The 24373-nt window shown below is 71.0% G+C and carries 28 protein-coding genes; 1 reads left to right on the top strand and 27 read right to left on the bottom strand.

Features of this window, described 5'->3' with window-relative positions:
- The 6 genes from AC6EH9_RS09230 to AC6EH9_RS09205 all read right to left on the bottom strand — a co-directional run bounded on the left by AC6EH9_RS09230 (nucleotide 1) and on the right by AC6EH9_RS09205 (nucleotide 5773).
- Nucleotides 1–1473: a PAS domain S-box protein gene (locus tag AC6EH9_RS09230; RefSeq protein ID WP_498422458.1), complete on the bottom strand. Its 1473-nt coding sequence runs from the start codon at nucleotides 1471–1473 to the stop codon at nucleotides 1–3.
- 10 nt (nucleotides 1474–1483) lie between these two features.
- The gene (locus AC6EH9_RS09225; RefSeq protein WP_498422456.1) at nucleotides 1484–2419 is read right to left on the bottom strand and encodes an FAD-dependent oxidoreductase; all 936 of its coding nucleotides are present in this window, start codon (nucleotides 2417–2419) and stop codon (nucleotides 1484–1486) included.
- A 31-nt stretch (nucleotides 2420–2450) separates the two neighbouring features.
- Entirely contained in the window at nucleotides 2451–2975 is a 525-nt protein-coding gene (locus AC6EH9_RS09220; RefSeq protein WP_498422453.1) for a ferritin, read from the bottom strand.
- Nucleotides 2976–2999: 24 nt separating this feature from the next.
- Nucleotides 3000–3182, bottom strand: a complete 183-nt coding sequence (locus AC6EH9_RS09215) for a hypothetical protein (protein WP_498422451.1) — start codon at nucleotides 3180–3182, stop codon at nucleotides 3000–3002.
- 139 nt (nucleotides 3183–3321) lie between these two features.
- Nucleotides 3322–5388, bottom strand: a complete 2067-nt coding sequence (locus AC6EH9_RS09210) for a protein meaA (protein WP_498422449.1) — start codon at nucleotides 5386–5388, stop codon at nucleotides 3322–3324.
- Between the two features lie 82 nt (nucleotides 5389–5470).
- Nucleotides 5471–5773, bottom strand: coding sequence for an STAS domain-containing protein (locus AC6EH9_RS09205; protein WP_498422448.1), 303 nt, complete (start codon nucleotides 5771–5773; stop codon nucleotides 5471–5473).
- 237 nt (nucleotides 5774–6010) lie between these two features.
- Between AC6EH9_RS09205 and AC6EH9_RS09200 the strand changes: the two genes are divergently transcribed.
- Entirely contained in the window at nucleotides 6011–6583 is a 573-nt protein-coding gene (locus tag AC6EH9_RS09200) for a cob(I)yrinic acid a,c-diamide adenosyltransferase (protein ID WP_498422447.1), read from the top strand.
- Nucleotides 6584–6586: 3 nt separating this feature from the next.
- Here the strand turns inward: AC6EH9_RS09200 and AC6EH9_RS09195 are convergent, their stop codons facing one another.
- The 21 genes from AC6EH9_RS09195 to AC6EH9_RS09095 form a co-directional block, all read right to left on the bottom strand.
- The gene (locus tag AC6EH9_RS09195) at nucleotides 6587–7399 is read right to left on the bottom strand and encodes an ABC transporter permease (protein WP_498422445.1); all 813 of its coding nucleotides are present in this window, start codon (nucleotides 7397–7399) and stop codon (nucleotides 6587–6589) included.
- Complete coding sequence (locus AC6EH9_RS09190; protein WP_498422444.1) at nucleotides 7396–8322, bottom strand: ATP-binding cassette domain-containing protein; 927 nt, start codon at nucleotides 8320–8322, stop codon at nucleotides 7396–7398. Before AC6EH9_RS09190 ends, AC6EH9_RS09195 begins: the two co-directional genes overlap by 4 nt.
- A 92-nt stretch (nucleotides 8323–8414) precedes the next feature.
- Nucleotides 8415–8855: a DUF2550 domain-containing protein gene (locus AC6EH9_RS09185; RefSeq protein ID WP_498422442.1), complete on the bottom strand. Its 441-nt coding sequence runs from the start codon at nucleotides 8853–8855 to the stop codon at nucleotides 8415–8417.
- 79 nt (nucleotides 8856–8934) lie between these two features.
- On the bottom strand, nucleotides 8935–9327 hold the full coding sequence (locus AC6EH9_RS09180; protein ID WP_498422440.1) for a F0F1 ATP synthase subunit epsilon: 393 nt from the start codon (nucleotides 9325–9327) through the stop codon (nucleotides 8935–8937).
- Nucleotides 9328–9389: 62 nt separating this feature from the next.
- Complete coding sequence (gene atpD / locus AC6EH9_RS09175; RefSeq protein ID WP_498422438.1) at nucleotides 9390–10850, bottom strand: F0F1 ATP synthase subunit beta; 1461 nt, start codon at nucleotides 10848–10850, stop codon at nucleotides 9390–9392.
- Nucleotides 10851–10855: 5 nt separating this feature from the next.
- A complete protein-coding gene (locus AC6EH9_RS09170) occupies nucleotides 10856–11788 on the bottom strand; it encodes a F0F1 ATP synthase subunit gamma (RefSeq protein WP_498422437.1) in 933 nt (310 codons plus the stop codon).
- 2 nt (nucleotides 11789–11790) lie between these two features.
- On the bottom strand, nucleotides 11791–13431 hold the full coding sequence (gene atpA / locus AC6EH9_RS09165) for a F0F1 ATP synthase subunit alpha (RefSeq protein ID WP_498422434.1): 1641 nt from the start codon (nucleotides 13429–13431) through the stop codon (nucleotides 11791–11793).
- Nucleotides 13432–13484: 53 nt separating this feature from the next.
- Complete coding sequence (locus AC6EH9_RS09160) at nucleotides 13485–14300, bottom strand: F0F1 ATP synthase subunit delta (protein ID WP_498422433.1); 816 nt, start codon at nucleotides 14298–14300, stop codon at nucleotides 13485–13487.
- Entirely contained in the window at nucleotides 14300–14848 is a 549-nt protein-coding gene (locus AC6EH9_RS09155; RefSeq protein ID WP_498422431.1) for a F0F1 ATP synthase subunit B, read from the bottom strand. Before AC6EH9_RS09155 ends, AC6EH9_RS09160 begins: the two co-directional genes overlap by 1 nt.
- 34 nt (nucleotides 14849–14882) lie before the next feature.
- The gene (locus AC6EH9_RS09150; RefSeq protein WP_275887100.1) at nucleotides 14883–15086 is read right to left on the bottom strand and encodes an ATP synthase F0 subunit C; all 204 of its coding nucleotides are present in this window, start codon (nucleotides 15084–15086) and stop codon (nucleotides 14883–14885) included.
- A 60-nt stretch (nucleotides 15087–15146) separates the two neighbouring features.
- Nucleotides 15147–15971, bottom strand: coding sequence for a F0F1 ATP synthase subunit A (gene atpB, locus AC6EH9_RS09145; RefSeq protein ID WP_498422429.1), 825 nt, complete (start codon nucleotides 15969–15971; stop codon nucleotides 15147–15149).
- Nucleotides 15972–15993: 22 nt separating this feature from the next.
- Nucleotides 15994–16275, bottom strand: a complete 282-nt coding sequence (locus AC6EH9_RS09140) for an AtpZ/AtpI family protein (RefSeq protein ID WP_498422427.1) — start codon at nucleotides 16273–16275, stop codon at nucleotides 15994–15996.
- A gap of 30 nt (nucleotides 16276–16305) precedes the next feature.
- Complete coding sequence (locus tag AC6EH9_RS09135; protein ID WP_498422425.1) at nucleotides 16306–16800, bottom strand: hypothetical protein; 495 nt, start codon at nucleotides 16798–16800, stop codon at nucleotides 16306–16308.
- Between the two features lie 70 nt (nucleotides 16801–16870).
- The gene (locus AC6EH9_RS09130; protein WP_498422423.1) at nucleotides 16871–18052 is read right to left on the bottom strand and encodes a glycosyltransferase family 4 protein; all 1182 of its coding nucleotides are present in this window, start codon (nucleotides 18050–18052) and stop codon (nucleotides 16871–16873) included.
- A 4-nt stretch (nucleotides 18053–18056) separates the two neighbouring features.
- Entirely contained in the window at nucleotides 18057–18716 is a 660-nt protein-coding gene (locus AC6EH9_RS09125) for an L-threonylcarbamoyladenylate synthase (RefSeq protein ID WP_498422421.1), read from the bottom strand.
- 29 nt (nucleotides 18717–18745) lie between these two features.
- Complete coding sequence (prmC, locus tag AC6EH9_RS09120) at nucleotides 18746–19603, bottom strand: peptide chain release factor N(5)-glutamine methyltransferase (RefSeq protein WP_498422420.1); 858 nt, start codon at nucleotides 19601–19603, stop codon at nucleotides 18746–18748.
- Nucleotides 19600–20673, bottom strand: a complete 1074-nt coding sequence (gene prfA / locus AC6EH9_RS09115; protein ID WP_498422418.1) for a peptide chain release factor 1 — start codon at nucleotides 20671–20673, stop codon at nucleotides 19600–19602. Before prfA ends, prmC begins: the two co-directional genes overlap by 4 nt.
- A gap of 81 nt (nucleotides 20674–20754) precedes the next feature.
- On the bottom strand, nucleotides 20755–20973 hold the full coding sequence (rpmE, locus tag AC6EH9_RS09110) for a 50S ribosomal protein L31 (RefSeq protein WP_498422415.1): 219 nt from the start codon (nucleotides 20971–20973) through the stop codon (nucleotides 20755–20757).
- Nucleotides 20974–21089: 116 nt separating this feature from the next.
- Nucleotides 21090–22310, bottom strand: coding sequence for a multidrug effflux MFS transporter (locus AC6EH9_RS09105; protein ID WP_498422414.1), 1221 nt, complete (start codon nucleotides 22308–22310; stop codon nucleotides 21090–21092).
- Nucleotides 22307–23848, bottom strand: coding sequence for an ATP-binding protein (locus AC6EH9_RS09100; RefSeq protein ID WP_498422412.1), 1542 nt, complete (start codon nucleotides 23846–23848; stop codon nucleotides 22307–22309). Before AC6EH9_RS09100 ends, AC6EH9_RS09105 begins: the two co-directional genes overlap by 4 nt.
- Nucleotides 23848–24216 (bottom strand): response regulator transcription factor, encoded by a 369-nt coding sequence (locus AC6EH9_RS09095; protein ID WP_498422411.1) that lies wholly within the window; start codon nucleotides 24214–24216, stop codon nucleotides 23848–23850. Before AC6EH9_RS09095 ends, AC6EH9_RS09100 begins: the two co-directional genes overlap by 1 nt.
- Nucleotides 24217–24373 lie beyond the last annotated feature (157 nt).

The raw sequence follows: 24373 nt of genomic DNA, 5'->3' as shown, positions 1-24373 counted from the left end.
TCAGGCCCCGTCCAGCACCCGCCGCTCGGCGTAGGGCAGCCCCACCCGGAAGACGGTGCCCCGGCCCGGCTCGCTCTCGACGTCGATCCAGCCGCCGTGGGCCTCCACGATGGCCTTGGTGATCGGCAGCCCCAGGCCCGCGCCGGGGATGTGTGCGTCCACCGCGCCGGCGGCCCGGTAGAGCCGCTCGAAGACCTGGGGGAGCTCCTCGGGTGGGACCCCCATCCCGGTGTCCTCGACCTCGAGCACGGCCATCGAGGCGACGTCGCGCAGGCGGATCTCGACCCGGCCACCGGCCGGGGTGAACTTCAGGGCGTTGCCGAGCAGCTGCTCCACCACCTGCCGCAGCCGGTGGGCGTCCCCCAGCACCGGGCTCGACGCGTCGTCGATGACGCGCACCTCGATCGCGGCCCGCTCGGCCCGCTCCCGGCTGGCGATGACCGCCTGCCGCGCGATGTCGCCCAGGTCGATGGGGACCGCATCGATCGTCATCCGTTCCTCGCCGATGAAGGCCAGCGTGAGCAGGTCCTCGACGAGCTGGAGCTCGCGCGAGGCGTTGCGCGAGACGATCTCGAGGAGGCGGCGTGCCGCCGGGCCCAGCTCGTCGTCGCCGAGGTCCCCCATCAGCTCGGCGTAGCCCAGGATCGAGGTCAGTGGGGTGCGCAGCTCGTGGGAGACCGTGGCGATCACCTGCTCGCGCATCCGGTGGTGCTGCTCGCGCAGCTGCAGGCGGTCGGACATGTCCCGCACCGCGGCCGAGACCAGCACCCCCTCCTCGGTGTCGAGGGGGGACAGCGAGATCTCGGCGGGAAACTCGGTGCCGTCCTTGCGCAGGCCGGCCAGCTCCACGCCGTTGGCCATCGGCCGGGCGTCGGACGCGGTCCGCAGGAACCCGTCGCGGCGGGCGCGGTGACCGCGGCGGAAGCGCTCGGGCACGAGCATCTCGATCTCCCGGCCGATCAGCTCCTCGCGGCGGTAGCCGAAGACCCGCTCGACCTGGCGGTTGACCAGGACGATGGTGGCGGCGTCGTCCACGATCACCATCGCGTCGGGGGCGGCTTCGAGCAGCTTGCGGAACCGGTCCTCGCCGCGCTTGCGCTCGGTGACGTCACGCACCGCCGCGGAGATCAGCGGACCCTGGGCGCCGTGGACCGGGGACAGCGAGATCTCGACCGGGAACTCGCTGCCGTCGCGACGTACGCCGACGAGCTCGCGGGCGATCCCCATCGGGCGAGCCTTCGGATCCGCGGCGAACCGCGCCCGGTGCTCCAGGTGAGCAGCGCGGACCCGATCCGGGACGAGGATCTCCAGGGGCTGCCCGAGGAGCTCCGCGCGGGAGTAGCCGAAGATCCGCTCGGTCTGCGTGTTGACCAGCACGATCCTCGCCTCGCCGTCCACGACCACCATCGCGTCGGGGGCGGACTCGACGATCTCCCGGAACAGGGAGCCGTCGGCCGAGAGCGGCTCGGGCATGGAGCGCATGCTAGCGGCGGGCATCGACTCTGAGCGCATCCTCCACGTGGGCGACCACCTCGTCGGCGCAACCCCAGGCCAGCGTCACCCCGGCACCTCCGTGCCCGTAGCAGTGGACCAGCCGCCCGACCCGCTCCAGACGGACGGCGGGGCGCACCGGGCGCAGCCCCACCCGATGCCGCAGCACCCGGGCGTCGCGCAGCTCCCAGACGAGCGCGCGGGCGCGCTCCAGCAGCTGCTCCGCCGTGCGCGGATCCGGCGTCCGGCTCCACTCGCCCTCCTCGTCGGTGCCGCCCACCACGATGTCGTGCGTGCGCGGGATGACGTAGGTCGGGACCGCGCTGTCGAGCCACCACCTGCGCAGGCCGACCTGCTCCAGGTACAGCACCTGTCCCCGCACCGGGACCACCGTGCGGTCACCGGCGAGCAGGCGCGAGCCGATCGCGGAGCAGTTGACCACCACCGCCTCGTCGGTCTCCGGGAGCGCCGAGAGGTTCATCCGGGTCAGCGTCCCGCCCAGCTCGTCGATGCGCGCGACCAGCCAGCGCAGGTGCACCGGCATCTCGACCACGGGGCTGACGAACGTCCACCCGTCGGCGTAGCCGGGTGGGAGCGCCGCCGGACGGGCCAGGGCGGGCACCGCGGGCAGCCACCACGGATCGCGCTCGGGCGCCCGGAACACCTCGGTGCCCTCGACCATCCGCACGCCGGCCTCGGGGTCGGTGTCGGAGAGCGCGTCGAGCACGGCGTAGGTCGTCGCCGACCAGGCGGTCACCCGGTCCTGGGGCAGCGCCCGGTAGGGGTACCAGAACCCGCCGGCGACGGCCGAGGTGGTCTCCAGCGGCAGGTCGCGCGCGACGACGTCCACCCGGTGCCCGGCCTCGAGCAGGCGCACCGCGCAGGTCAGCCCCACCACCCCGGCACCGACGACGAGAACTCGACTCATGGGAGGAGTCTGCCGCGTGTGCGGCGTGGCGTCAGGCTCCGGCGACGCGCGGCGCGGTCGGATCCGCGTCCGCGCCGCCCTGCTCGCGGGCGACGTACTCCTCGATGTCCTCGACGTCGTCGGCGTTGCGGGTCACCACGGTGAGCAGGTCGCTCATCGTGGCGACCTCCTCGACCTGCTCCTTGATGAACCAGGCCATGAACTGCTCGGAGGCGTAGTCGTGCTCCTCGCGCGCCACCCGCAGCAGCGCGTTGACCTGCTCGGTGACCCGCTTCTCCTGCTCGAGCGCGAGCGCCACCGGAGCGGCGATGTCCGCGAAGCCGGTGACCGGGGCCTCGACGCCGGGGATGATCACCTCGGCGTCGGTGTCGAGCAGGTACTGCACCATCATCATCGCGTGCTCGCGCTCCTCGAGCGCCTGGCCGTAGAAGAACGCGGCCATCCGCGGCATCGTCAGCGCGTCGTAGTGCACAGCGCAGGCGAGGTACTGGTTGTGGGCGGCGAGCTCGTTGCCGATCTGGGCGTTGAGCTGCTCCACGAAGCGTGCTGCGGGCACCGGTGACTCCTGGTGAGTTGGGGGTCAGGCTGCCTTCGGCAGCTTCTTCGTGGGGGACTTCTCGGCGTCCACCTTCACGAGCTTGCGCTTCTTGACCGTATACCCCTCGGGCAGCGTGCCCTCCTTGAGCATCCGAATCGGGCAGCGCTTGCACCTGTCCTTGGACACGCAGCACTTCGACTTCGGCGGCTTCACCTTCTTGCCCACCCCAGCACCGTACCAGAACTAAGGCGTGCCTAACCTGACTTTCCCACCCCATCCCACCCCAATCCCGCGACCCGTCACTGCCTCGACCAGACACGCCGTGCACGGCGGAGGCAGTGACGGGTCGGCGCCGCTCGCCGGCTCAGTCCAGCCCGTTGGCCCGGCGAATGACGTCCACGATGCCGCCCATGATCTCGGTGAGCCCGAAGTCCTTGGGGGTGTAGACGGCCGCGACGCCCGCCTTGGCCAGGGCGCGGGCGTCGGAGTCGGGGATGATCCCGCCTACGATCACCGGGACGTCGCCCAGTCCCGCGCTGCGCAGCCCCTCGAGCACGGCCGGGACCAGCTCCATGTGCGAGCCGGACAGGATCGAGAGACCGACGCAGTGCACGTCCTCGGCGACCGCCGCCGCCACGATCTGCTCCGGAGTCAGCCGGATCCCCTGGTAGATCACCTCGAAGCCGGCGTCACGCGCCCGGACGGCGACCTGCTCGGCGCCGTTGGAGTGACCGTCGAGCCCGGGCTTGCCGACCAGCAGGCGCAGCCGGCCGCCGAGCTCCTCGCCGGTGGCCCGGACCCGCTCGCGCACCTGGGTCAGCTCCGCACCGGCGTCGGCCACGCCGACGGCGCCCGAGACGCCGGTGGGCGCCCGGAACTCGCCGAAGACCTCGCGCAGCGCGCCGGCCCACTCCCCCGTGGTGACGCCGGCGCGGGCGGCGGCGAGGGTGGCCGGCATCAGGTTGGTGTCGGTCTTGGCGTCCGCGGCCAGCCGGGCCAGCGCCTCGGCGACCTCGGTCTCGTCGCGCTGCGCCTTCCACTGCGCGAGCGAGTCCAGGGCAGACTGCTCGGCCAGCGGGTCGGCGGCCATGATCGCGGCGTCCAGGTCCGCGGTGAGCGGCGACGGCTCGGTGGTCTCGAAGACGTTGACGCCGACGATCTTCTCGACGCCCTCCTCGATGCGCGCGCGGCGCGCGGCGTGGGCGGAGACCAGCGCCTGCTTCATGTAGCCGGAATCCACCGCGGCGATCGCCCCGCCCATCGCCTGCACCCGGTCGATCTCGGCCTTGGCCCCTTCGACGAGCTCGGCGACCTTGGCCTCGATCACCGTCGAGCCCTCGAAGATGTCGTCGTACTCGAGCAGGTCGGACTCGAAGGCGAGGACCTGCTGCAGGCGCAGCGACCACTGCTGGTCCCAGGGCCGCGGCAGACCGAGCGCCTCGTTCCAGGCGGGCAGCTGTACGGCGCGCGCGCGGGCGTTCTTGGACAGGGTGACCCCGAGCATCTCCAGCACGATGCGCTGGACGTTGTTCTCCGGCTGCGCCTCGGTGAGGCCGAGCGAGTTCACCTGCACCCCGTAGCGGAAGCGCCGCATCTTGGGGTCGGTGACGCCGTAGCGCTCCCGGGTGATCTCGTCCCACAGCCGCACGAAGGCCCGCATCTTGCAGGTCTCCTCGACGAACCGCACACCGGCGTTGACGAAGAAGGAGATCCGGCCGACGACCTTGCCGAAGTCCTCCTCGGAGACCTGTCCGGAGGCCTTGACCTGGTCCAGTACGGCGATCGCGGTGCACAGCGAGTAGGCCAGCTCCTGGGTGGGCGTGGCGCCGGCCTCCTGCAGGTGGTAGCTGCAGATGTTGATCGGGTTCCACTTGGGGATCTGGTGCACGGTGTAGGCGATGACGTCGCTGATCAGGCGCAGCGAGTGGTCGGGGCCGAACACGTAGGTCCCGCGGGAGAGGTACTCCTTGATGATGTCGTTCTGCGTCGTGCCCGCGAGCTGGGCGGCGACCTCGCTGGGCTCGAGGTCGGGGTTCTGCTCCTCGGCCACCACCTGGTAGAGCGCCAGCAGCCACATCGCGGTGGCGTTGATCGTCATCGAGGTGTTCATCTCGACAAGGGGGATGTCGGCGAAGAGCTTGCGCATCTCGCCGAGGTGCTGGACCGGGACCCCCACCTTGCCGACCTCGCCGCGGGCCAGCGGGGAGTCCGGGTCGTAGCCGGTCTGGGTGGGCAGGTCGAAGGCCACCGAGAGACCGGTCTGCCCCTTCGCGAGATTGGTGCGGTAGAGCGCGTTCGACGCCTCGGCCGTGGAGTGGCCGGCGTAGGTGCGCATCACCCAGGGGCGGTCCTTCGCGGCGGGGCCTCGCAGGGCGGCCTGCTTCGCGTCGGCCTCGTCGTGGGGCGGCCGGTTCTCGGCGGAGACAGTCATGGGCTGAACATAGTGCCAAGTTACCGGGGCGTAAACGCCGCCGCCGTGTGGCGCAGACGACACCGTCGGGCGGGGCGCGAGCTCACACGAGCGCGCGGCTCCGCTCGATCTCGACGAGCCGGATCAGGTGCGAGAGGTGCAGCAGTCGGCGCACCGTGGGGCGGGCGCCGCGCAGGGTCACGTGTCCCCCGCCCTGCGCCGCGCGACGGGTGGCCACGGCCAGCATCCGCAGCGCGGTGAGGTCCACGGAGACCACGTCGGTGAGGTCGACGACGATCTCGCCGTGCAGCTCCAGCAGCTCGTAGAGCGCGTCGCGCACGGAGGCGGTGCTGCGGACGTCCACGTCACCCTGCAGCCTGAGGGTGCTGCCCTGCACCTGAATCACGTGACCCACCCCGTCCCCCGGCGCCGGCCGCCAGATGCCCGCTGACCCGGCCGGGTCCAGGCGATTGCTTGTCCGCTACTCACACTGACGCCTGAGTACGCCGTTTCGTTGCACCTGCGCCACAGGTTTTCCGCGTGTCGTGATCCAGGTCACATACCGCCCGAGGCGTGCGCGCCTCGTCCGGTATCCGGGTGAGCGCCCGCTCAGCGCCACGCGGCGGCACCTAGGCTGGGCCCCATGGTCAACCTCACCCGCATCTACACCCGCACCGGCGACGCCGGCACCACCCGCCTGGGCGACATGAGCGAGACGTCGAAGAACGACCTGCGGCTGCACGCGTACGCCGACGTCGACGAGGCCAACGCCCACCTCGGCGTGGCCCTCGCCCAGGGCGACCTGGCCGAGGACGTGGCCGCGATCGTGACGCGCGTGCAGAACGACCTCTTCGACGTCGGTGCCGACTTCTGCACCCCCGTGGTGCCCGATCCGCAGTACCCGCCGCTGCGCATCGAGCAGTCCTACGTCGACCGCCTCGAGGCCTGGTGCGACGAGTACAACGAGCAGCTGCCCAACCTGCGCTCGTTCATCCTCAACGGCGGCACGCCCGGCGCGGCCCTGCTGCACGTCGCGCGCACCGTCGTACGGCGTGCAGAGCGCTCGGGCTGGGCGGCGTACGCCGAGCATGCCGAGACGATGAACGTCGTGGCCCTGACCTACCTCAACCGGCTCTCGGACCTGCTGTTCATCCTGGCCCGGCACGCCAACCGGGCCCAGGGCGACGTGCTCTGGGTGCCCGGCGGCGAGCGCTGAGGATCAGGTGACGTCGCGGCGCAGGGTGGTGTAGCGCCCGATCAGCGCGAACAGCGCGGCGTAGCCGAGGAGCACCAGCCCGCCCTCCCAGCGCGAGAGCAGGGTGGCCAGCCCGGTGGTGCTGTACAGGCTCGTCCCGATCAGCGCCTCGGCGGCGGCGCCGGGGAAGAATCGGGACACGCCCTCGAGGGCGTCGAAGGCGGCGAAGCCCACCCGCAGGATCGGCTCCACGAACTGCGTGAACGCCAGGATCACCACGACGGCGGCCACCTGGTTGGTGAGCATCGTGCCGAGTCCGACGCCGATCACCGCCCAGATCGCCAGCGCCACCACGCACAGCAGCAGCGCGGTGAGCACCTCGCCGTCCCCGAGCAGCACCGGCTCGTCCCTCAGCGCGAGGACCGGGGCGGCCCCGACCACCCCGCCGAGGGTCCCCAGCACGCCGTGCAGCAGACCCACCAGCAGACCCGCTGCCAGCTTGGCGCCGAGCAGGACGCCGCGGCGCGGCTCGGCCAGCAGGGAGGGGGTGATCGTCTTGTGCCGGAACTCGCCGGTCATCGCCAGCGCGCCGACCACCAACGGGAACACGTAGCCCAGCGCGGCGGCCAGCGTGTACGCCGACAGCGCGACGTCCACCGCCGGCAGCTGCGCGGCGCCCGGCTGGCCGGTCATCGCCTCCGCACCGCCGTCGATGGTGAGGCTCAGCGCCATCACCGCGCCCAGGAAGGCCATGTAGGCAAACAGCAGCAGCGCCATGATCCACCAGATCCGGGTGCTGGTGATCTTGCGCAGCTCCGAGACGAGCGGGGCCATCATGCCGCCACCTCCCGGCCGGCCGCGACGTCGCTGGGGTCCGGGGCCGCGGTGAGCCGCAGGAAGACCTCCTCGAGGGAGACGCCGTCCCCCGCCAGGCCGTGGATCTCCAGGCCTGCGCGGTGTGCCGCCGCGCCGACCGCGGCCGAGGTCGGCCCGGCCATCAGCAGCCCGTCGGACGTCGGCGTGATCCCCCAGCCCTGCTCGAGCGCGAGTCGCTCGAAGCCCGGTACGTCGGGGGTGACCACGCGGACCTGGGGCGCGGCCAGCGCCACGAGCTCCGCCAGCGGCGAGGAGTGCACCAGCCGGCCGCGGGCGATGATCACCACGTCGTCCACGGTGGCCTGGACCTCCCCCAGCACGTGGCTGGAGACGAGGACCGTGCGGCCCTCGGCGGCGAGGTGGCGCAGGAACCCGCGCAGCCAGACGATGCCCTCGGGGTCCAGCCCGTTGGCCGGCTCGTCGAGGAGCAGCACGCTGGGGTCGCCGAGCAGGGTGGTGGCCAGACCCAGTCGCTGACGCATGCCCAGCGAGAACCCGCCGACCCGGCGCCTGGCGGCTTCGGCCAGGCCGACCAGCGCGAGCACCTCGTCGCAGCGCGCGTCGCCCGCCCCCACCAGCGGGGCGTAGACCCGGAGGTGGTCGCGTGCGGTGCGCCCGGGGTGGTAGCTGGCGGCGTCGAGGTCGGCGCCGACGACGGCGCCCGGGCGCCTGAGCTCGGCGTAGGCCTTTCCGCCGATGGTGGCGCTGCCGGCGTCGGGGCGCACCAGCCCGAGCAGCATCCGTAGGGTGGTCGTCTTGCCGGCGCCGTTGGGCCCCAGGAAGCCGGTGACCACCCCGGGTCGCGCGGTGAAGGACAGGTCGTCGACCGCCCGCACCCCGCGGAAGGTCTTGGTGAGGCCGGAGACCTCGATCGTCGCACTCATCGCCGCACCGTATCGAAGGGCTCCGACACCGTGCCTGCGGGGGTCTAGCCCACGAGGGGGCGGCGCAACGTTCCCGGCCGCCCGGCCAGGGTTCAGCGCACCCGTCTCGAACCGGGTGGTCCGGCCTCCAGCCAGGACTGGAAGCCGGTGAGCGAGGAGCGGCTCATCGCCAGCTCGATCTCGCCCTCGGGGGTGGAGCACACGACGACCACGTGGTCGGCGTAGAGGGAGACCTGCTCGACGCCGGCGGGCGCGCGCTGGCCGACGTAGGAGAGCCCCGTACGACGCCAGACCCGCTTGGGCCGCGGCGACAGCGAGAAGATGCGGAACCACTCCAGGGAGTCACCCGAGTAGCGGCCGAGCCCGAGAAGCCAACCGCGTCCGGCCCTCTCGGACCGGACGCGGTAGCTGAGCTCGAAGGTCCCCCGGTTACGGGAGAGCAGACGACGGCGGACGACCAGGCAGAAGCCGTAGGCCAGGACGAGCAGGAGCAGGATGCCGGCCGCATCGAGCAGCCAGAGCCACAGCGGCATCCATCCCTCCTCCGCCGGGCCCCGGGGCCCGCCATTCACGTCAGTGGGCACACCCTAGCGGGCGCCTCCCGGCGTGGTGTCAGGAGGCCTTCTCGACCGCCCGCACGCGTGCCTCGAGGCGGTTGACGTTGTCGAGAGCCTCGTCGTTGACCTCGCCGACCTCGCGAGCCCGGTCGAGCTCGTGACGCGCCTTCTCGAGGTCGATCTCGTGCGACATCTCCGCACGCTCGGAAAGGATCGAGACGCGGTTGTCGGCCACCGACAGGAAGCCGGCGTCGACGGCCGCGACCCAGGTCTCGCCCTCGCTCGTCTGGACGTCGACCACGCCGTGGACGAGCAGCGACAGCAGCGGCGCGTGCCCCGGCAGGATGCCGACGTCGCCCTCCGTGGTGCGCGCGATGACCATCTTCGCCTCGCCGGACCAGACCAAGCGGTCCGCCGCGACGAGTTCGACCTGCAGCAGGTCACTCATGGTGACTCCTTTCTGGTGTCACGAGAGGTGGTGGCCCCGGCAGGACCGGGGCCACCGTCCGCTCACAGGCTCTTCTGGATTTCGGCCCACTTGGCCTCGACGTCGTCGAGCCCACCACACATGAAGAAGGCCTGCTCGGCCACGTGGTCGTACTCGCCCGCGGCGATCTTGTCGAACGCCTCGATCGTGTCGGCCACGGGAACCGTGGAGCCCTCGATGCCGGTGAACTGCTTGGCGACGTAGGTGTTCTGCGACAGGAACCGCTGGATGCGACGCGCACGGTGGACGACGATCTTGTCCTCCTCCGACAGCTCGTCGACACCGAGGATCGCGATGATGTCCTGCAGCTCCTTGTTGCGCTGCAGGATCCCCTTGACCCGGATGGCGCAGTCGTAGTGCGCCTGACCGATGTACTGCGGGTCGAGGATCCGCGAGGTCGAGGTCAGCGGGTCGACGGCGGGGTAGATGCCCATCGACGCGATGTCACGCGACAGCTCGGTCGTCGCGTCGAGGTGCGCGAACGTCGTGGCCGGCGCCGGGTCGGTGTAGTCGTCGGCGGGCACGTAGATCGCCTGCATCGAGGTGATCGAGTGACCGCGCGTCGAGGTGATCCGCTCCTGGAGCTGACCCATCTCGTCGGCCAGGTTCGGCTGGTAGCCCACCGCGGACGGCATCCGGCCGAGCAGCGTGGAGACCTCCGAGCCGGCCTGCGTGAACCGGAAGATGTTGTCGATGAACAGCAGCACGTCCTGCTTCTGCACGTCGCGGAAGTACTCCGCCATCGTCAGGGCGGACAGGGCGACGCGCAGACGCGTGCCCGGCGGCTCGTCCATCTGACCGAAGACGAGGGCGGTCTGACCGAGGACCCCGGCCTCCTCCATCTCCACGATCAGGTCGTTGCCCTCACGGGTGCGCTCACCGACGCCGGCGAACACCGACACACCACCGTGGTTCTTGGCGACGCGGGCGATCATCTCCTGGATCAGCACGGTCTTGCCGACCCCGGCGCCACCGAACAGACCGATCTTTCCACCGGTCACGTACGGCGTGAGCAGGTCGATGACCTTGATGCCCGTCTCGAACATCTGGGTCTTCGACTCCAGCTGGTCGAAGGCCGGCGCCTTGCGGTGGATGCCCCACCGCTCCTTGACGTCGAGGGTCTGGCCGGGCTCGAGGTTCAGGCACTCGCCGGTGGTGTTGAACACCTTGCCGAGCGTGACGTCGCCGACGGGGACGCTGATCGACTCGCCGGTGTCGCGCACCTGGGTGCCACGGACCAGGCCGTCGGTCGGGCGCATGGAGATGGCGCGGACCATGCCGTCACCGATGTGCTGCGAGACCTCGAGGGTGATCTCGTTGGTCTCACCGCCCAGCTCGATGTCGACCTTGAGGGCGTTGTAGATCTCGGGCATCGCGTCGGTCGGGAACTCGATGTCCACGACCGGACCGATGACGCGGGCGATACGGCCGACCCCGCGGGCCGAGCCGCCCCGGTCGGTCGTTTCAGCAACAGTGGCAGTCATATCTCTCACTCATTCCCGGCGTTGGCGTCGGCGAGGGCGTTGACGCCACCGACGATCTCGCTGATTTCCTGGGTAATGCCAGCCTGGCGAGCCTGGTTGGCGATGCGCTTGTACTTCTTGATCAGCTCGTCGGCGTTGTCCGTCGCGGACTTCATCGCCTTCTGACGGGCGGCCAGCTCGGAGGCGGCCGACTGCAGCAGGGAGAAGAAGATCCGGCTCTGGACGTAGCGAGGCAGCAGCAGGTCGAGCACCTCTTCTGCCGAGGGCTCGAACTCGTAGAGCGGAAGCAGCTCCGACTCCTCAGGCGCCTCCGTGCCCTCCACGACCTCGAGGGGCAGCAGACGGTTGGCGGTGGGCTCCTGCAGAAGCATGGAACGGAAGCGCGTGTAGATCACGTGCACCTCGTCCACCGGACGCGGGTCGCCCTCGGCCAGCTCGGTGTCGTCGTCGGCGAGGAACGCCTGGATCAGCGTCGCGCCGATCTCGTCGGCCTTGTCGTAGGTCGGCTGGTCGGAGAAGCCCGTCCACGCCCGCTGGATCGGCCGCTGGCGGAACTTGAAGTACGCCTCGCCCTTGCGGCCGGCGACGTACAGGTCGGCCTCCTTGCCCTCTTCCTTCAGCTTCTCGACGAGGCGCTCGGCCTCCTTGAGAACGTTGGAGGAGTAGGCCCCCGCCAGGCCGCGGTCACTGGTCACGACCAGGACCGCGGCGCGGCGCGGGTTCTCGGGCTCGGTGGTGAGGGCGTGCTCGACGTTCGAGAACGTCGCCACGGCCGACACCGCACGGGTCAGCTCGCGGGCGTACGGCGCGGCCGCCTGCGCCCGCTGCTGCGCCTTGATGATCCGGGACGCAGCAATGAGCTCCATGGCGCGCGTGATCTTCTTCATCGACTCCGTCGACTTGATCCGCGCGCGGTACTCACGCAGCGACAGTGCCATCGTCAGCCCCGCTTCTGCTTGACGATCTGCTCCTGCTCGATGTCCGCGTCCTCGAGCGCGACGTGCTCTTCCTTGCCAGGCTTGATCGACTGGCCGTCGGAGGTCTCGAACTGGTCCAGGAACGAGTCGTAGGCGTCCTCAAGCGACGTCTCGGTCTCACTCTCGAACTTCAGCGACTCGCGGATCGCCGACAGGATGCCGGAGTGCTGACGCCGCAGGAAGTCGAGGAACTCGTTCTCGAAGCGGAGCACGTCCTCGGCCGGCACGCGGTCGAGGCGACCACTTGTGCCGGTCCACAGCGACACGGTCATCTCCTCGACCGGGTACGGGCTGTAGGCGGGCTGCTTGAGCAGCGCCATCAGCCGCTGACCGCGGTCGAGCTGCTGACGCGAGGCGGCGTCGAGGTCGGAGGCGAACATCGCGAACGCCTCCATGGCGCGGAACTGCGCCAGGTCGACCTTGAGCGAGCCGGTGACGGCCTTCATCGCCTTGGTCATCGCCGCGCCGCCGACTCGGGACACCGAGACGCCGACGTCGATGGCCGGGCGCTGGTTGGCCGCGAACAGGTCGGACTGCAGGAAGATCTGACCGTCGGTGATCGAGATGACGTTGGTCGGGATGAACGCCGAGACGTCGTTGGCCTTGGTCTCGATGATCGGCAGACCGGTCATCGAGCCCGCGCCCAGCTCGTCGGAGAGCTTCGCGCAACGCTCGAGCAGCCGGCTGTGCAGGTAGAACACGTCACCGGGGTACGCCTCACGGCCCGGCGGGCGGCGCAGCAGCAGCGACACCGCGCGGTAGGCCTCGGCCTGCTTGGTGAGGTCGTCGAACACGATGAGGACGTGCTTGCCCTCGTACATCCAGTGCTGGCCGATGGCCGAGCCGGTGTACGGCGCCAGGTACTTGAAGCCGGCGGAGTCGGACGCGGGCGACGCCACGATCGTGGTGTACTCCAGCGCGCCGGCCTCCTCGAGGGCGCCACGCACGGAGGCGATGGTCGAGCCCTTCTGGCCGATGGCGACGTAGATGCAGCGAACCTGCTTGCTCGGGTCGCCGGTCTCCCAGTACTGCTTCTGGTTGATAATCGTGTCGATGGCGACCGTGGTCTTGCCGGTCGCGCGGTCGCCGATGATCAGCTGACGCTGGCCACGGCCGATCGGGGTCATCGCGTCGATCGCCTTGATGCCGGTGGCGAGGGGCTCGTGCACCGACTTGCGCTGGACCACCGACGGAGCCTGGAGCTCCAGGGCGCGGCGCCCGACCGTCTCGACCTCGCCGAGGCCGTCGATCGGCTTGCCCAGCGGGTCGACGACCCGACCGAGGTAGCCGTCACCGACGGGGACCGAGAGGATCTCGCCGGTACGGCGGACCGCCTGGCCCTCCTCGATCTTGTCGAAGTCGCCGAGCACGACGACACCGATCTCGCGGGTGTCGAGGTTCAGGGCCAGGCCCAGGGTGCCGTCCTCGAACTCGAGCAGCTCGTTGGCCATGACCGACGGCAGACCGCTGACGCGGGCGATGCCGTCGCCTGCTTCGGCAACGGTGCCGACCTCTTCACGGCTGGCGGTCTCGGGCTTGTAGTCCGACACGAAGCGCGTCAGCGCGTCGCGGATCTCGTCCGGACGGATCGAAAGCTCCGTCATACGTCTTCCTGTTCTCTAAGTCTGCTCGGGTTCATACGTTACGAAGGACGGTCTCAGCCGGCCAGCTTGCGACGTGCGTCGTCGAGACGGCTCGAGACCGTCCCGTCGATCACATCGTCGCGGATCTCCACACGGATGCCGCCGATCACCTGCGGGTCGACGACGACGTCCAGGTGGATGTCGCGGCCGTACTGGCGGGAGAGAGCGTCGGTCAACCGCTGGCGGTCACCGTCGGAGAGCGGACGTGCCACGCGAACGGTGGCCACCGTCTCCTGGTGGACCTCGGCGGCGATCTGCTGGAACTCACGCAGGGCGACACCGATGGTGCGGTAGGTACCGGCCAGGGCCTGCTCGACGAGCGCCGCCGTTGCCGGCAGCGCCTTGCCGTCGAGGAGGCCGCGGACCAGTGCCTGCTTGTCCTGCGCGGAGCGCGACGGGTCGGAGAGGGCGTCCCGGAGGTCCGGGTTGTCCTTCACGACCTGCCCGAAGGCGAACAGCTCGTCGGAGAGACGAGCCGCGCCGTCCCCGCTACCGGCGGAGCGCACGACCGCGACCACACCGAGACGCTCGAGAGCGTCGGGGAGGTCCCGCGTCGAGGTCCACCGACGGGTCACGGCACTGGCCAACAGCGTGAGTGCCGCGCCGTGCACCTTGCCCGCGAAGATCTGCTGGACCAGGTCGGACTTGGCACCAGGCTGGATCGACACGTCGGTCGCGACCCGGCGCAGCCCCGGCTCGCTGCGCAGCACCGCTGCCAGCGAGAACAGGTCGGCGCCGACCGCCGCAGCGTCCTGCTCGAGGGTGAGCGTGCTGCTCAGCTCCTCGGACAGGGTCGCGACGGCGTCCTTCGATGCTCCGCGGAAGGTCATCAGTTGACTCCGCTCTGCGGCCGCTCGGTCTCGAGCTCGGCGAGGAACCGCTCGACCACGCGGCTCTGGCGAGCCTCGTCGTCGAGGCTCTCGCCCACGATACGACCGGCCAGGCTGGTGGCCAGGGTGCCGACCTCGGCCCGCAGCGAGGCGACGGCCTGCTGGCGCTCCGCCTCGATCTGGGTCTTGCCGTGCTCCACGATGCGGGAGGACTCGGCCTGGGCCTGGTCCCGCATCTCGGCCACGATGGCTGCGCCCTGCTCGCGCGCTTCCTCACGGATGCGCGCCGCTTCGTGGCGTGCCTGCGCGAGCTGCTGCTCGAGCTCGGCCAGCTTGGCGTCGGCCTCAGCCTGCTTGGTCTCGGCGGCGTGGAGGCCGCCTTCGATAGCAGACGTGCGCTCCGCGAACGTCGCCTCGAAGTTGGGGACAACCCACTTCTTGACGGCGAACCAGAGCAGGCCGAAGACAACCAGCGACAGGACGATCTCCACCGGGTGCGGGATGAGGGGATTGAGGTCCCCCCCTGCCGCGAGGGTGATCGAGTTCATGGGCGTGGTCCTTCGTCAGTGCTGGTCAGGAGGGTCAGAGCACGAACGCGAGGGCGATGCCGATGATGGCGAGCGCCTCGGCAAGGGCGAAGCCCAGAATCGCGATCGGCTGCAGGCGACCCTGTGCCTCGGGCTGGCGAGCAACGCCGTTGATGTAGGCGGCGAAGATCAGGCCGACAGCCAGACCGGGGCCCACGGTGGCGAGACCGTAGCCGAGCATGTTCAGAGAGCCGTCCACGGCTTCTTCCTTTCGTTGTTCCTACGGAGGGGTCGTGCGGTGGTGCAGTCTTGCGGGATCTCAGTGCTCGTCTGCGAGAGCACCCGAGATGTACATGGAGGTCAGGAGCACGAAGACGTACGCCTGAAGGACCTGAACCAGCAGCTCGAGGAAGCTGATCAGGACGAACATGAGCCACGCGATGGGACCGGCGAGCTTCACCAGGCCCTCACCGTGCAGGAGGAGGTACTCGCCGCCCAGGGCGAAGAGGATCAGCAGCAGGTGGCCGGCGAACATGTTCGCGAACAGTCGCAGGGCCAGCGTGACCGGGCGGACCAGGATGTTGGAGAAGAACTCCAGCGGGATCAGCAGCAGGAGCACCGGGCCCTTGATCCCGTTCGGGACGGTCTGCAGCTTGAAGTAGCCGCCGAACCCGTGCCGCTTGATCCCGACGCCGTTGTAGACCAGCCAGCTGAGCAGCGCCAGGGCGTAGGCGATGCCGGCGCGCGAGAACGTCGGGAACTGGAAGAACGGGACCGCGGCCATCAGGTTGTTCACCAGGATGAAGAAGAACAGCGCGACCAGGTAGGGCACGAACTTCATGAAGTCGTGGCTGCCGATGATGTCGCGGCCCAGGGAGTTGCGCACGAAGCCGTAGCCGGCCTCGCCGACGTACTGGAACTTGCCCGGCACCATGGCGCGCTTGCGGCCCGCGGCGTAGAGCAGACCGAAGACGAGGATCGCGGCCAGCACCATCTGCAGCATCGGCTTGGTGACGCCGAGGTACATGGTCTCGCCCAGGAACTCGAACGTCTTGTCCGGGCCGATCGGGGGGAGGTTGAAGTCTCCCGGCCCGGGGGGAGTGAACCCCTCGGCCCGGACCGCGTTCATCGCGATCGCACTCACGCTGTCTCCTGTGTCTGCCGCACTACGGATGCCTGTTCTGCTGCGTATCGCCCGGCGGCTCCTGCGAGGAGTCCGCCCGTGGCTGTTTGAAGATCTTGAAAGTCAGGTACAACCCCAGGACCGCACCGAAGACGACGCCGATCCCGACCAGGAAGGTGGTGCCCAGCCAGAGGTCCAGCGCCCAGCCGATGAGTCCGTACATCAGCACGCCGGTCACCAGGTAGCTGAACGCCCGCCAGGGGTCCGGTCCAGGCACCCCCGAGGTGTCGCCGACGCGGCCAGTAGGTGGTTTCTTCTGAGCCATCGCGCCCCGGACAATAGCAGTCGGACGAGGTCATCGTTCACCCGCCTTCGCGGGGACGGACGCCGCGGAGGCGCGCGACGTGCTGTCAGTCGCGTCGGGGAGGTCGTAGAGCGGGATCCGCAGGCGCATGAAGAGCACCACCTGGACACATGTCCACACCAGGACCGCGGCGACCACTCCCCCGACGGTCCACGACGCGTCGAGCTGCGAGCCGAGCGCACCGGAACGGGAGAGGCCGGCCAGGACGGCGGTGACCATGGCGATCTGCAGCCCGTAGGTCATCAGCGCCACGATCAGCGAGAGGGCCGGCTGCAGCATGGTGACCACGTGGGTGACCTGGAGCCCGAAGGCGAGCACCACGGTGGCCAGCAGCGACCCGGCCAGGGCGCCGAGCGCGCCCGGACCACCGGCGACGAGGGCGCCGAGCCCGGTCCCGACGGCGGCGACCCCCAGCGAGGCCACGCCGGCTCCGAGGAGGACGAGCCCACCGCTGGCGCGGCGGTCTGTCTTCGACTCGGTCGTCATGCTCGGCGGCCGTCCTCTGAGGGAGCTAGTGGGTGTCACCGGACTGGTCCAGCGACGCTCGTGAAAGTTATCACAAGGTCCCCGGGGGCTCGAAACCCGCGGGATCATCGCCCCTGGTGAGCTCCTCGACCAGGTCGTCGACCACCGGGATCCGCGGCTTCTTGACGACCGGAAGGACGAACGTCGCAGCGATCGTGAACACCACCATGAAGGCCAGCGCCAGCCACATCAGCCGGCCGCTGTACAGGCTGGCGGTCACCGTGCCGAACCCGATCAGGCCGGCCCACAGCCACATGATCAGCACCGCGCGACGGTGCGAGTGCCCGATCTCGAGCAGGCGGTGGTGCAGGTGCTGCTTGTCCGGGGCGAACGGCGAGCGGCCCGCCCTGGTCCGGCGCACCACCGCCAGCACCAGGTCCGCGAACGGCACGATCATGATCGACACCGGCAGCAGCACCGGCAGCAGCGTGGGCAGCAGGCTGTTGCCCTGGCTCAGGTCCGTGCCGGAGAACTGCCCGGTCAGCGTCAGCGCGCTGGCCGAGAGCACCAGCCCGATCAGCATCGAGCCGCTGTCGCCCATGAACAGCCGCGCCGGGTGGAAGTTGTGTGCCACGAAGCCGAAGCAGGCACCGGCCAGCGAGGCGCTGAGCAGCGCACCGGTGGACGCCAGCGCGAGACCGTTGAGGTCGGCGATCTTGTAGCTGAACACGAAGAACGCGATCGCGCCGATGCCGACCACGCCGGCGGCCAGGCCGTCCAGGCCGTCGACGAAGTTCACCGCGTTGACCGTCGCGACCACCACCAGCACGGTGAGCAGGGCCCCCTGGACCGGGTCCACGGCGAACTGGGCGTCCCCGGGCTGGGGGAAGAAGAAGTACTGCACCCCGAAGGCGATCAGGAACCCCGAGGCGAGCACCTGCCCGCCGAGCTTGGTCAGCGCGTCCAGCTCGAAGATGTCATCGAGCACTCCCACCGCGCAGATCAGCGCCCCCGCCGCGAGCACCACCGCCGCGTCGCGGAACACGAAGTCCTGGCTGCGGGAGAGGAAGGGCAGCTCGCGCGCCACCAGGTACGCCGCCACCAGGCCGCCCAGCATGGCCAGCCCACCCAGGTACGGGATCGGCTCGGCGTGGACGTCCCGGTCGCGCACCCGCGCCACCGCTCCGGTGCGCAGCGCGATCTCACGGGCGATCACCGTCAGCAGGTAGGTGACCGCCGCCGCCACGAGGAAGACCAGGACGTACTCGCGCACAGGGTCAGCCTTCGTCCGTGACGGTGACCCCGAGCGGCTCGAGGACCGCGTTGAGCTGCTCCACGCTCAGCGCGCCGCGACGCAGCAGGCGCGGCTGCGCGCCGGTGACGTCGACGATCGTGCTGGCCTGCTTGCCGGGGACCGGTCCCCCGTCGACGATCGCGGTGACCTTCTCGCCCAGCATCTCCTCGGCCTCGTCCGCGTTCACGGCCGCCGCCATCCCGGTCCGGTTGGCCGAGCTGACCGCCAGCGGCCCGGTGCGCTCCAGGATGGAGAGCGCGAGCTCGTGATCGGGCATCCGCACCGCCACCGTGCCCCGGGTGTCGCCGAGGTCCCACTGCAGCGAGCTCTGCTGCCGGCAGACCAGCGTCAGCGCTCCCGGCCAGAACTCCTCGATCAGCGCCCGTGCGTAGCCCGGCAGCCCCACGGCGAGCGCATCGACGGTGGTGACGGCGCTGATCAGCACCGGCGGAGGCATCTCCCGGCCGCGTCCCTTCGCCGCCAGCAGCGCGCGGACCGCGGCGGGGTCGAAGGCGTCGGCGCCGATCCCGTAGACGGTGTCGGTCGGCAGCACCACGAGCCGGCCGCGGCGTACCGCCAGGCTGGCCGCGGAGACGGCCTCCTCACGCTGCTCGTCGGTGTCCGTGGGGTATCGCGTGCTCACGAGCTGCCTTTCCTCGTCATGGCCGTTGCTCATCGTGCCAGTCGCGCCGTCAGGAAGCGCGGACGGCCCGCCAAGTCGTGGTGGTCGCGCACCTCACGCCACCGGCCGGTGGCGGTGAGCACGGCCGGAGCGGACTCGCCCTGCTGGTCGGCGTGCTCGGCGCCGAGCACGCCTCCGGGACGCAGCAGCAGCGCCGCACGGCGCTCGAGCACCCGCATCGCGTCCAGCCCGTCGTCGCCGGAGAACAGCGCCAGGTGCGGGTCGTGGTCGCGCGCCTCGACGGCGACGCCCTCCCAGGCGGTGAGGGGGATGTACGGCGGGTTGCACACGACCACGTCGACGCAGCCGGCGAGCTCGGGGAAGGCGGTCTCCATGTCGCCGTGGCGCAGGTCCACCCCGGTGCCCGACAGGTTGCGCTGGGCCCAGGGGTACGCCGCGTCGTCGAGCTCCACGGCGTGGATGCGCGCGCCGGGCACCTCGTCGGCCAGGGCGCGGGCGATCGCCCCGGAGCCGGTGCACAGGTCCACCACGACCGGCTCCTCGCCGCGCTCCTGCGCGACGGCGCGGGCCTGCTCGACGGCCCAGCCGGCGAGCAGCTCGGTCTCGGGCCGCGGCACGAACACCCCGGGGCCGACCGCCAGCTCGACGTGGCGGAACGCGGCGGTCCCGGTGAGGTGCTGCAGGGGCACCCGGGTGGCGCGCCGAGCCACGAGCTCCTCGTAGGCCGCGAGCTGCTCGGGCGTGACGTCGTCGACCAGGGGCAGGCGCCCGAGGGTGATGCCGAGGACGTGGGCCAGCAACAGCTCGGCCTCGCGGCGCGCGGAGACGACCCCGGCACGCTCCAGGCGCTCGGCCGCCTCGCGCAGTGCCCGGCGTGCGGCGCTCACGACTCCAGCGCCTCCATCCGGGCCTCCACGTCCGAGCGCACGCAGGCCTCGATCACCGGCTCGAGGGCGCCGTCCAGCACCTGGTCGAGGTTGTGGGACTTGTAGCCGGTGCGGTGGTCGGAGATCCGGTTCTCCGGGAAGTTGTAGGTGCGGATCCGCTCGGAGCGGTCCACGGTGCGGATCTGGCTGCGTCGCGCCTCGCTGTCCTCGGCGTCGCGGGCGTCCTGGGCCGCGGCGAGCAGCCGCGCGCGCAGGATCCGCATCGCCTGCTCCTTGTTCTGCAGCTGGCTCTTCTCGTTCTGGCAGCTGGCCACGATCCCGGTCGGCAGGTGGGTGATCCGCACGGCCGAGTCGGTGGTGTTCACGCTCTGCCCGCCGGGACCCGACGAGCGGTAGACATCGATGCGCAGGTCGTTGTCGTCGACCTGCACGTCGACCTGCTCGGCCTCGGGCATCACCAGCACGCCCGCCGCGGAGGTGTGCACCCGCCCCTGCGACTCCGTGACCGGCACCCGCTGGACGCGGTGCACGCCCCCCTCGAACTTGAGCAGGCCGTAGGGGGCCTCCCCCGGCTCGGGGGTCCCCTTCGCCTTGACCGCGAGCGTCACGCTCTTGAAGCCGCCCAGGTCCGAGGGCGTCGAGTCCAGCACCTCGGTGCGCCAGCCGCGGTTCTCGGCGTAGCGGGTGTACATCCGCAGCAGGTCCGCGGCGAAGAGCGCCGACTCCTCGCCGCCCTCCCCGGACTTGACCTCGAGGATCGCGTCCTTGGCGTCGGCCGGGTCGCGGGGCACCAGCAGCAGGCGCAGCCGCTCGGCGACCGCCTCCTGCCGGACGACCAGCTCGGCGGCCTCCTCCAGGAAGGAGGCGTCCTCCCCCGCGAGCTCGCGGGCGGCCTCGATGTCGTCACCCAGCTCGCGCCAGGTGTGCCAGGCGCGCACCACGGCACTCAGCTCGGCGTAGCGCTGGTTCAGCCGCTTGGCCAGCGCCTGGTCGGCGTGGGTCTCGGGCTCGGACAGCCTGGTCTCGAGCTCGGCGTGCTCGGCGACGAGTCCGGTGACGGCCTCGAACATGGGGGCTCCTCGGTGGTCAGTGGACGGAAACCACGAACGCCGGCCCCCGCCACAGGGCGGGGACCGGCGCAGTGAGGAGAGCTACTTCTTCTGACCAGCCTTGGCGTAGCGCGCCTCGAAGCGGGCCACGCGACCGCCGGTGTCGAGGATCTTCTGCTTGCCGGTGTAGAAGGGGTGGCACTGCGAGCAGACGTCGGCCTTGAGGGTGCCGGAGGTCGCGGTGCTGCGAGTCGTGAACGTCGCGCCACAGGTGCAGGTCACCTGGGTCTCGACGTAAGCGGGGTGGATGTCCTTCTGCATGGGGTGTCCTCTCAGCCGCCGGGTCGTCTCCTCCCAGCGAGGAAGACGTGAACCGGAACCAGCGCACAAGTGTGCCACCTGCCGCAACGTGCGCGCGAATCCGGGTATTCCCGCGCTCAGCCGCGCCGTACGACGGTGGTCACCAACAGCAGCGAGAGCCCGCTCACCGCGGCCATCACCGCGGCCATCGGCACCGCGCTGACGGTGTCGAAGGCGCCCACCACCGGCGCCACGAGCCCGCCCACCGCGAACTGCAGACAGCCGAGGACGGCCGCCGCCGTACCCGCGGCCCCGCCCTGGCGCTCGAGCGCGAGCGCCGGGGTGTTGGCCATCGACAGCCCCGCCGCGGAGAGCATCACGAACAGCGGCACCAGCAGGCCCGCCAGGCCGCCGATCCCCAGCGCCGCCAGCACCACCAGCACCGTCGCCGATGCGAAGGCGAGGCAGATCCCGCCGGTGAGCACCTGGGCGAGCGAGAAGCGACGCAGCAGCACGGGGTTGGCCTGCGAGCCCAGCACCAGGCCCAGGGCGTTGACGCCGAAGACGACCGCGAAGGTCCCCTCCGAGAGGCCGTAGCCCTCCTGCAGCACGAAGGAGCCCCCGGCCACGTAGGCGAAGATCGTCGCCATCATCGAGCCCCCGATGACCGCCAGCGACATGAAGTAGGGGTCGCGGACCAGCCGGGCGTACGCCGCGAGCACGGCCCGGCCCCGGGCCGGGTGGCGCCGCGCGGCGGGCAGGGTCTCGCGCAGCCCGAGGCCGGCGAAGACCGCGAGCGCCAGGGCCGTGACCGCCAGCACCGCGAAGATGGTGCGCCAGCTCGACCACTCCAGGACCAGGCCGCCCAGGCTGGGGGCCAGCATCGGCGCGAGGCCCATCACCAGCATCAGCCGAGCCATCAGCCCGGCCATCGCCTTGCCGGAGAACTGGTCGCGCACCATCGCCATCACCGTCACCGAGACCGCGGCGCCGGCGAGCCCCTGCAGCACCCGCACCGCGGCCAGCGTCTCGACGGTGGGGGCCAGCACGCAGCCCAGCGAGGCGATCGCGTGCAGGCACAGCCCGACCAGCAGCGGACGACGCCGGCCCAGGGCGTCGGAGAGCGGCCCGACGATCAGCTGCCCCAGGCCGAGCCCGATCAGGATGCCGGTGACCGTGAGCTGCACCTGCGACTGGGTGGCGTCGAGGTCGCGGGCGATCTCGGGGAACGCCGGGAGGTACATGTCGATGGTCAGCGGCCCGAGCGCGATCAGGCAGCCGAGGCTGAGCACCAGCCGGACGTAGCCGCGCCCGTCGAGGGCGGGCTTGCCGGTCGCGGGCAGGTCCGGGGCGCTCACGACCGGGCCTGACCGGGCAGCCGCACGGTGACCGTGGTGCCCTCCCCCTCGACCGACTCCAGCTGCAGGGACCCGGCGTGGTTGTCGACGATGGTCTGCACGATGCGCAGCCCCAGGCCGGTGCCGGGGACGTGGCTGGCCACCGCGTTGGAGGCCCGGTAGAAGCGCGAGCCCAGCTGGTCCAGGTCGCTGGCCGGCACCCCGATCCCCCGGTCGGCCACCACCACCAGCACCTCGTCGGCGGTGCGCTCCACCGACACCGCCACCGCGCCGCCGTCGTGGCTGAACTTCACGGCGTTGGAGAGCAGGTTGACGAACACGCGGGCGAGCTGGCCGCGGTCGGCCAGGACGAGCGCCGGGGCCTCCACGCTCGACAGGGTGACCTGGATGTCGCGCCGGGCCGCGGTCATCCGCAGGTCGGCGACCACGTCGTGCAGCAGCTCCACGAGGTCGACCTGATGGAGGTCGGTGGAATGCTGCTCTGCGCGCGAGAGCGCCAGCAGGTCCTCGATCAGCACCTGCAGCCGCTTCACGTTGCGCTGGACCGCGTGCAGCATCCGCTGATGGCGCTCGTCGAGGCGTCCCTCGAACTCCTCGCCGGCCAGGTCGACGTAGCCGGCGATGGTGGTCAGCGGGGTGCGCAGCTCGTGCGAGACGTTGGAGACGAAGTCGCCCTTCGCGTTGTCCAGGCGGCGCAGCTCGGCCAGCACCTGCTGCTCCATCGCCCGCGCACGCTGCTGGGACTCGGCCATCTCGTTGATGGCCTGCGCCACCGAGCGGACCTCGCGGGGCCCCTCGATCTCGGCGCGGGCGGACTCGTCGCCGCTGCGCAGCCGGGCCACGGTCGCGTGCAGCGCGACGAGGGGGTCCGCGACGCGGGCCATCGCCCGACGCCCGCCCCCCAGCGCCAACAGGGCGCCGAGCAGCCCGACCAGGAGCAGGGCGGCACCGATCATCCGCCTGCGGTCCGCGGCCTCGTCGCGAGCCTCCTCCATCCGGGCGCCCAGGCTGCGGGCGACCCGGGCGTGCGCCTCGCGCAGCTCGTCGAAGCGGGTACGGCCCTGGGCGAAGAGCTCGGCGTCGTAGGTCTTGGCGCCACCAGGCCGCGACATCCGGATCTCGGCGTACTGCTCGAGCCAGGCGGCGCCGGCCTTCTCCTGGGCGCGGACCAGCTCGGCCATCGCCGGGTCGTCGGCCGCGTAGGCGCGCAGCTCCTCCTCCAGCCGGGGCAGGCGGCTGCGTGCCTTGCGGTAGGGCTCGACCGCCACCTGCTGGCCGCTGAGCGACCAGGCGCGCACGCCGGTCTCGGCGTCGGTCCACGCCCGCAGGACGCGCTCGTTGGCGAGGGAGGCCGGCTGGAGGTGGTCGGTCAGCTCGTGCACGGCGCGCTCGGAGAGCACCAGCCCTCCGACACCGATGAGCGAGACCAGGAAGACCAGCGTCGCGAGCGTCGCGAGTGTGGGCGCGACCGCCCGCGCGACCGAACTGGCCTCCCCGGCGGGGGTCTGAGCGACGGCCTCGGGGAGGCGTCGGGCCATCAGCTTCCGGTCACCAGCGCATCGACGCGAGCCGCCAGCTCGCGAGGGCTGAACGGCTTGGTGATGTAGTCGTCCGCGCCACTGCCCAGGCCGCTCTCGACGTCGGACTCCTGGGCGCGCGCGGTGAGCAGGATGACCGGGAGACCGACCAGCGTGGGCTCCTCGCGGATCGCCTTCATCGCCTCGAGCCCGGACATCCCCGGCATCATCACGTCGAGGATCGCCAGGTCGGGACGCTGCGCGCGGCAGGCCTCCAGCGCGGCTGCACCATCACCCACGGCGACGATCTCGTGCCCCATGGTCGACAGCTTGAACTCCACGAGCTCACGAATGTCGACGTCGTCGTCGGCGACCACGATGCGCGCCACACTTCACCCCTTGCTTCCTCGTCCGTCCCACGCGGAGCCTAGCCGCAACCACCACCCCACTCGCACTCGGACCAGACCGGTACCCCCGCCCAACCGCCGAGTCGGCGCGAACTCGCCCCCGTACGACGCCGAGTCGGCGCGAACTCAGGAGTTCACG

This window comes from Nocardioides sp. Z21_20, assembly GCF_059766585.1.
The sequence above is the reverse complement of the archived record's forward strand: the minus strand, read 5'-3'. Positions and strand labels throughout refer to the sequence as shown.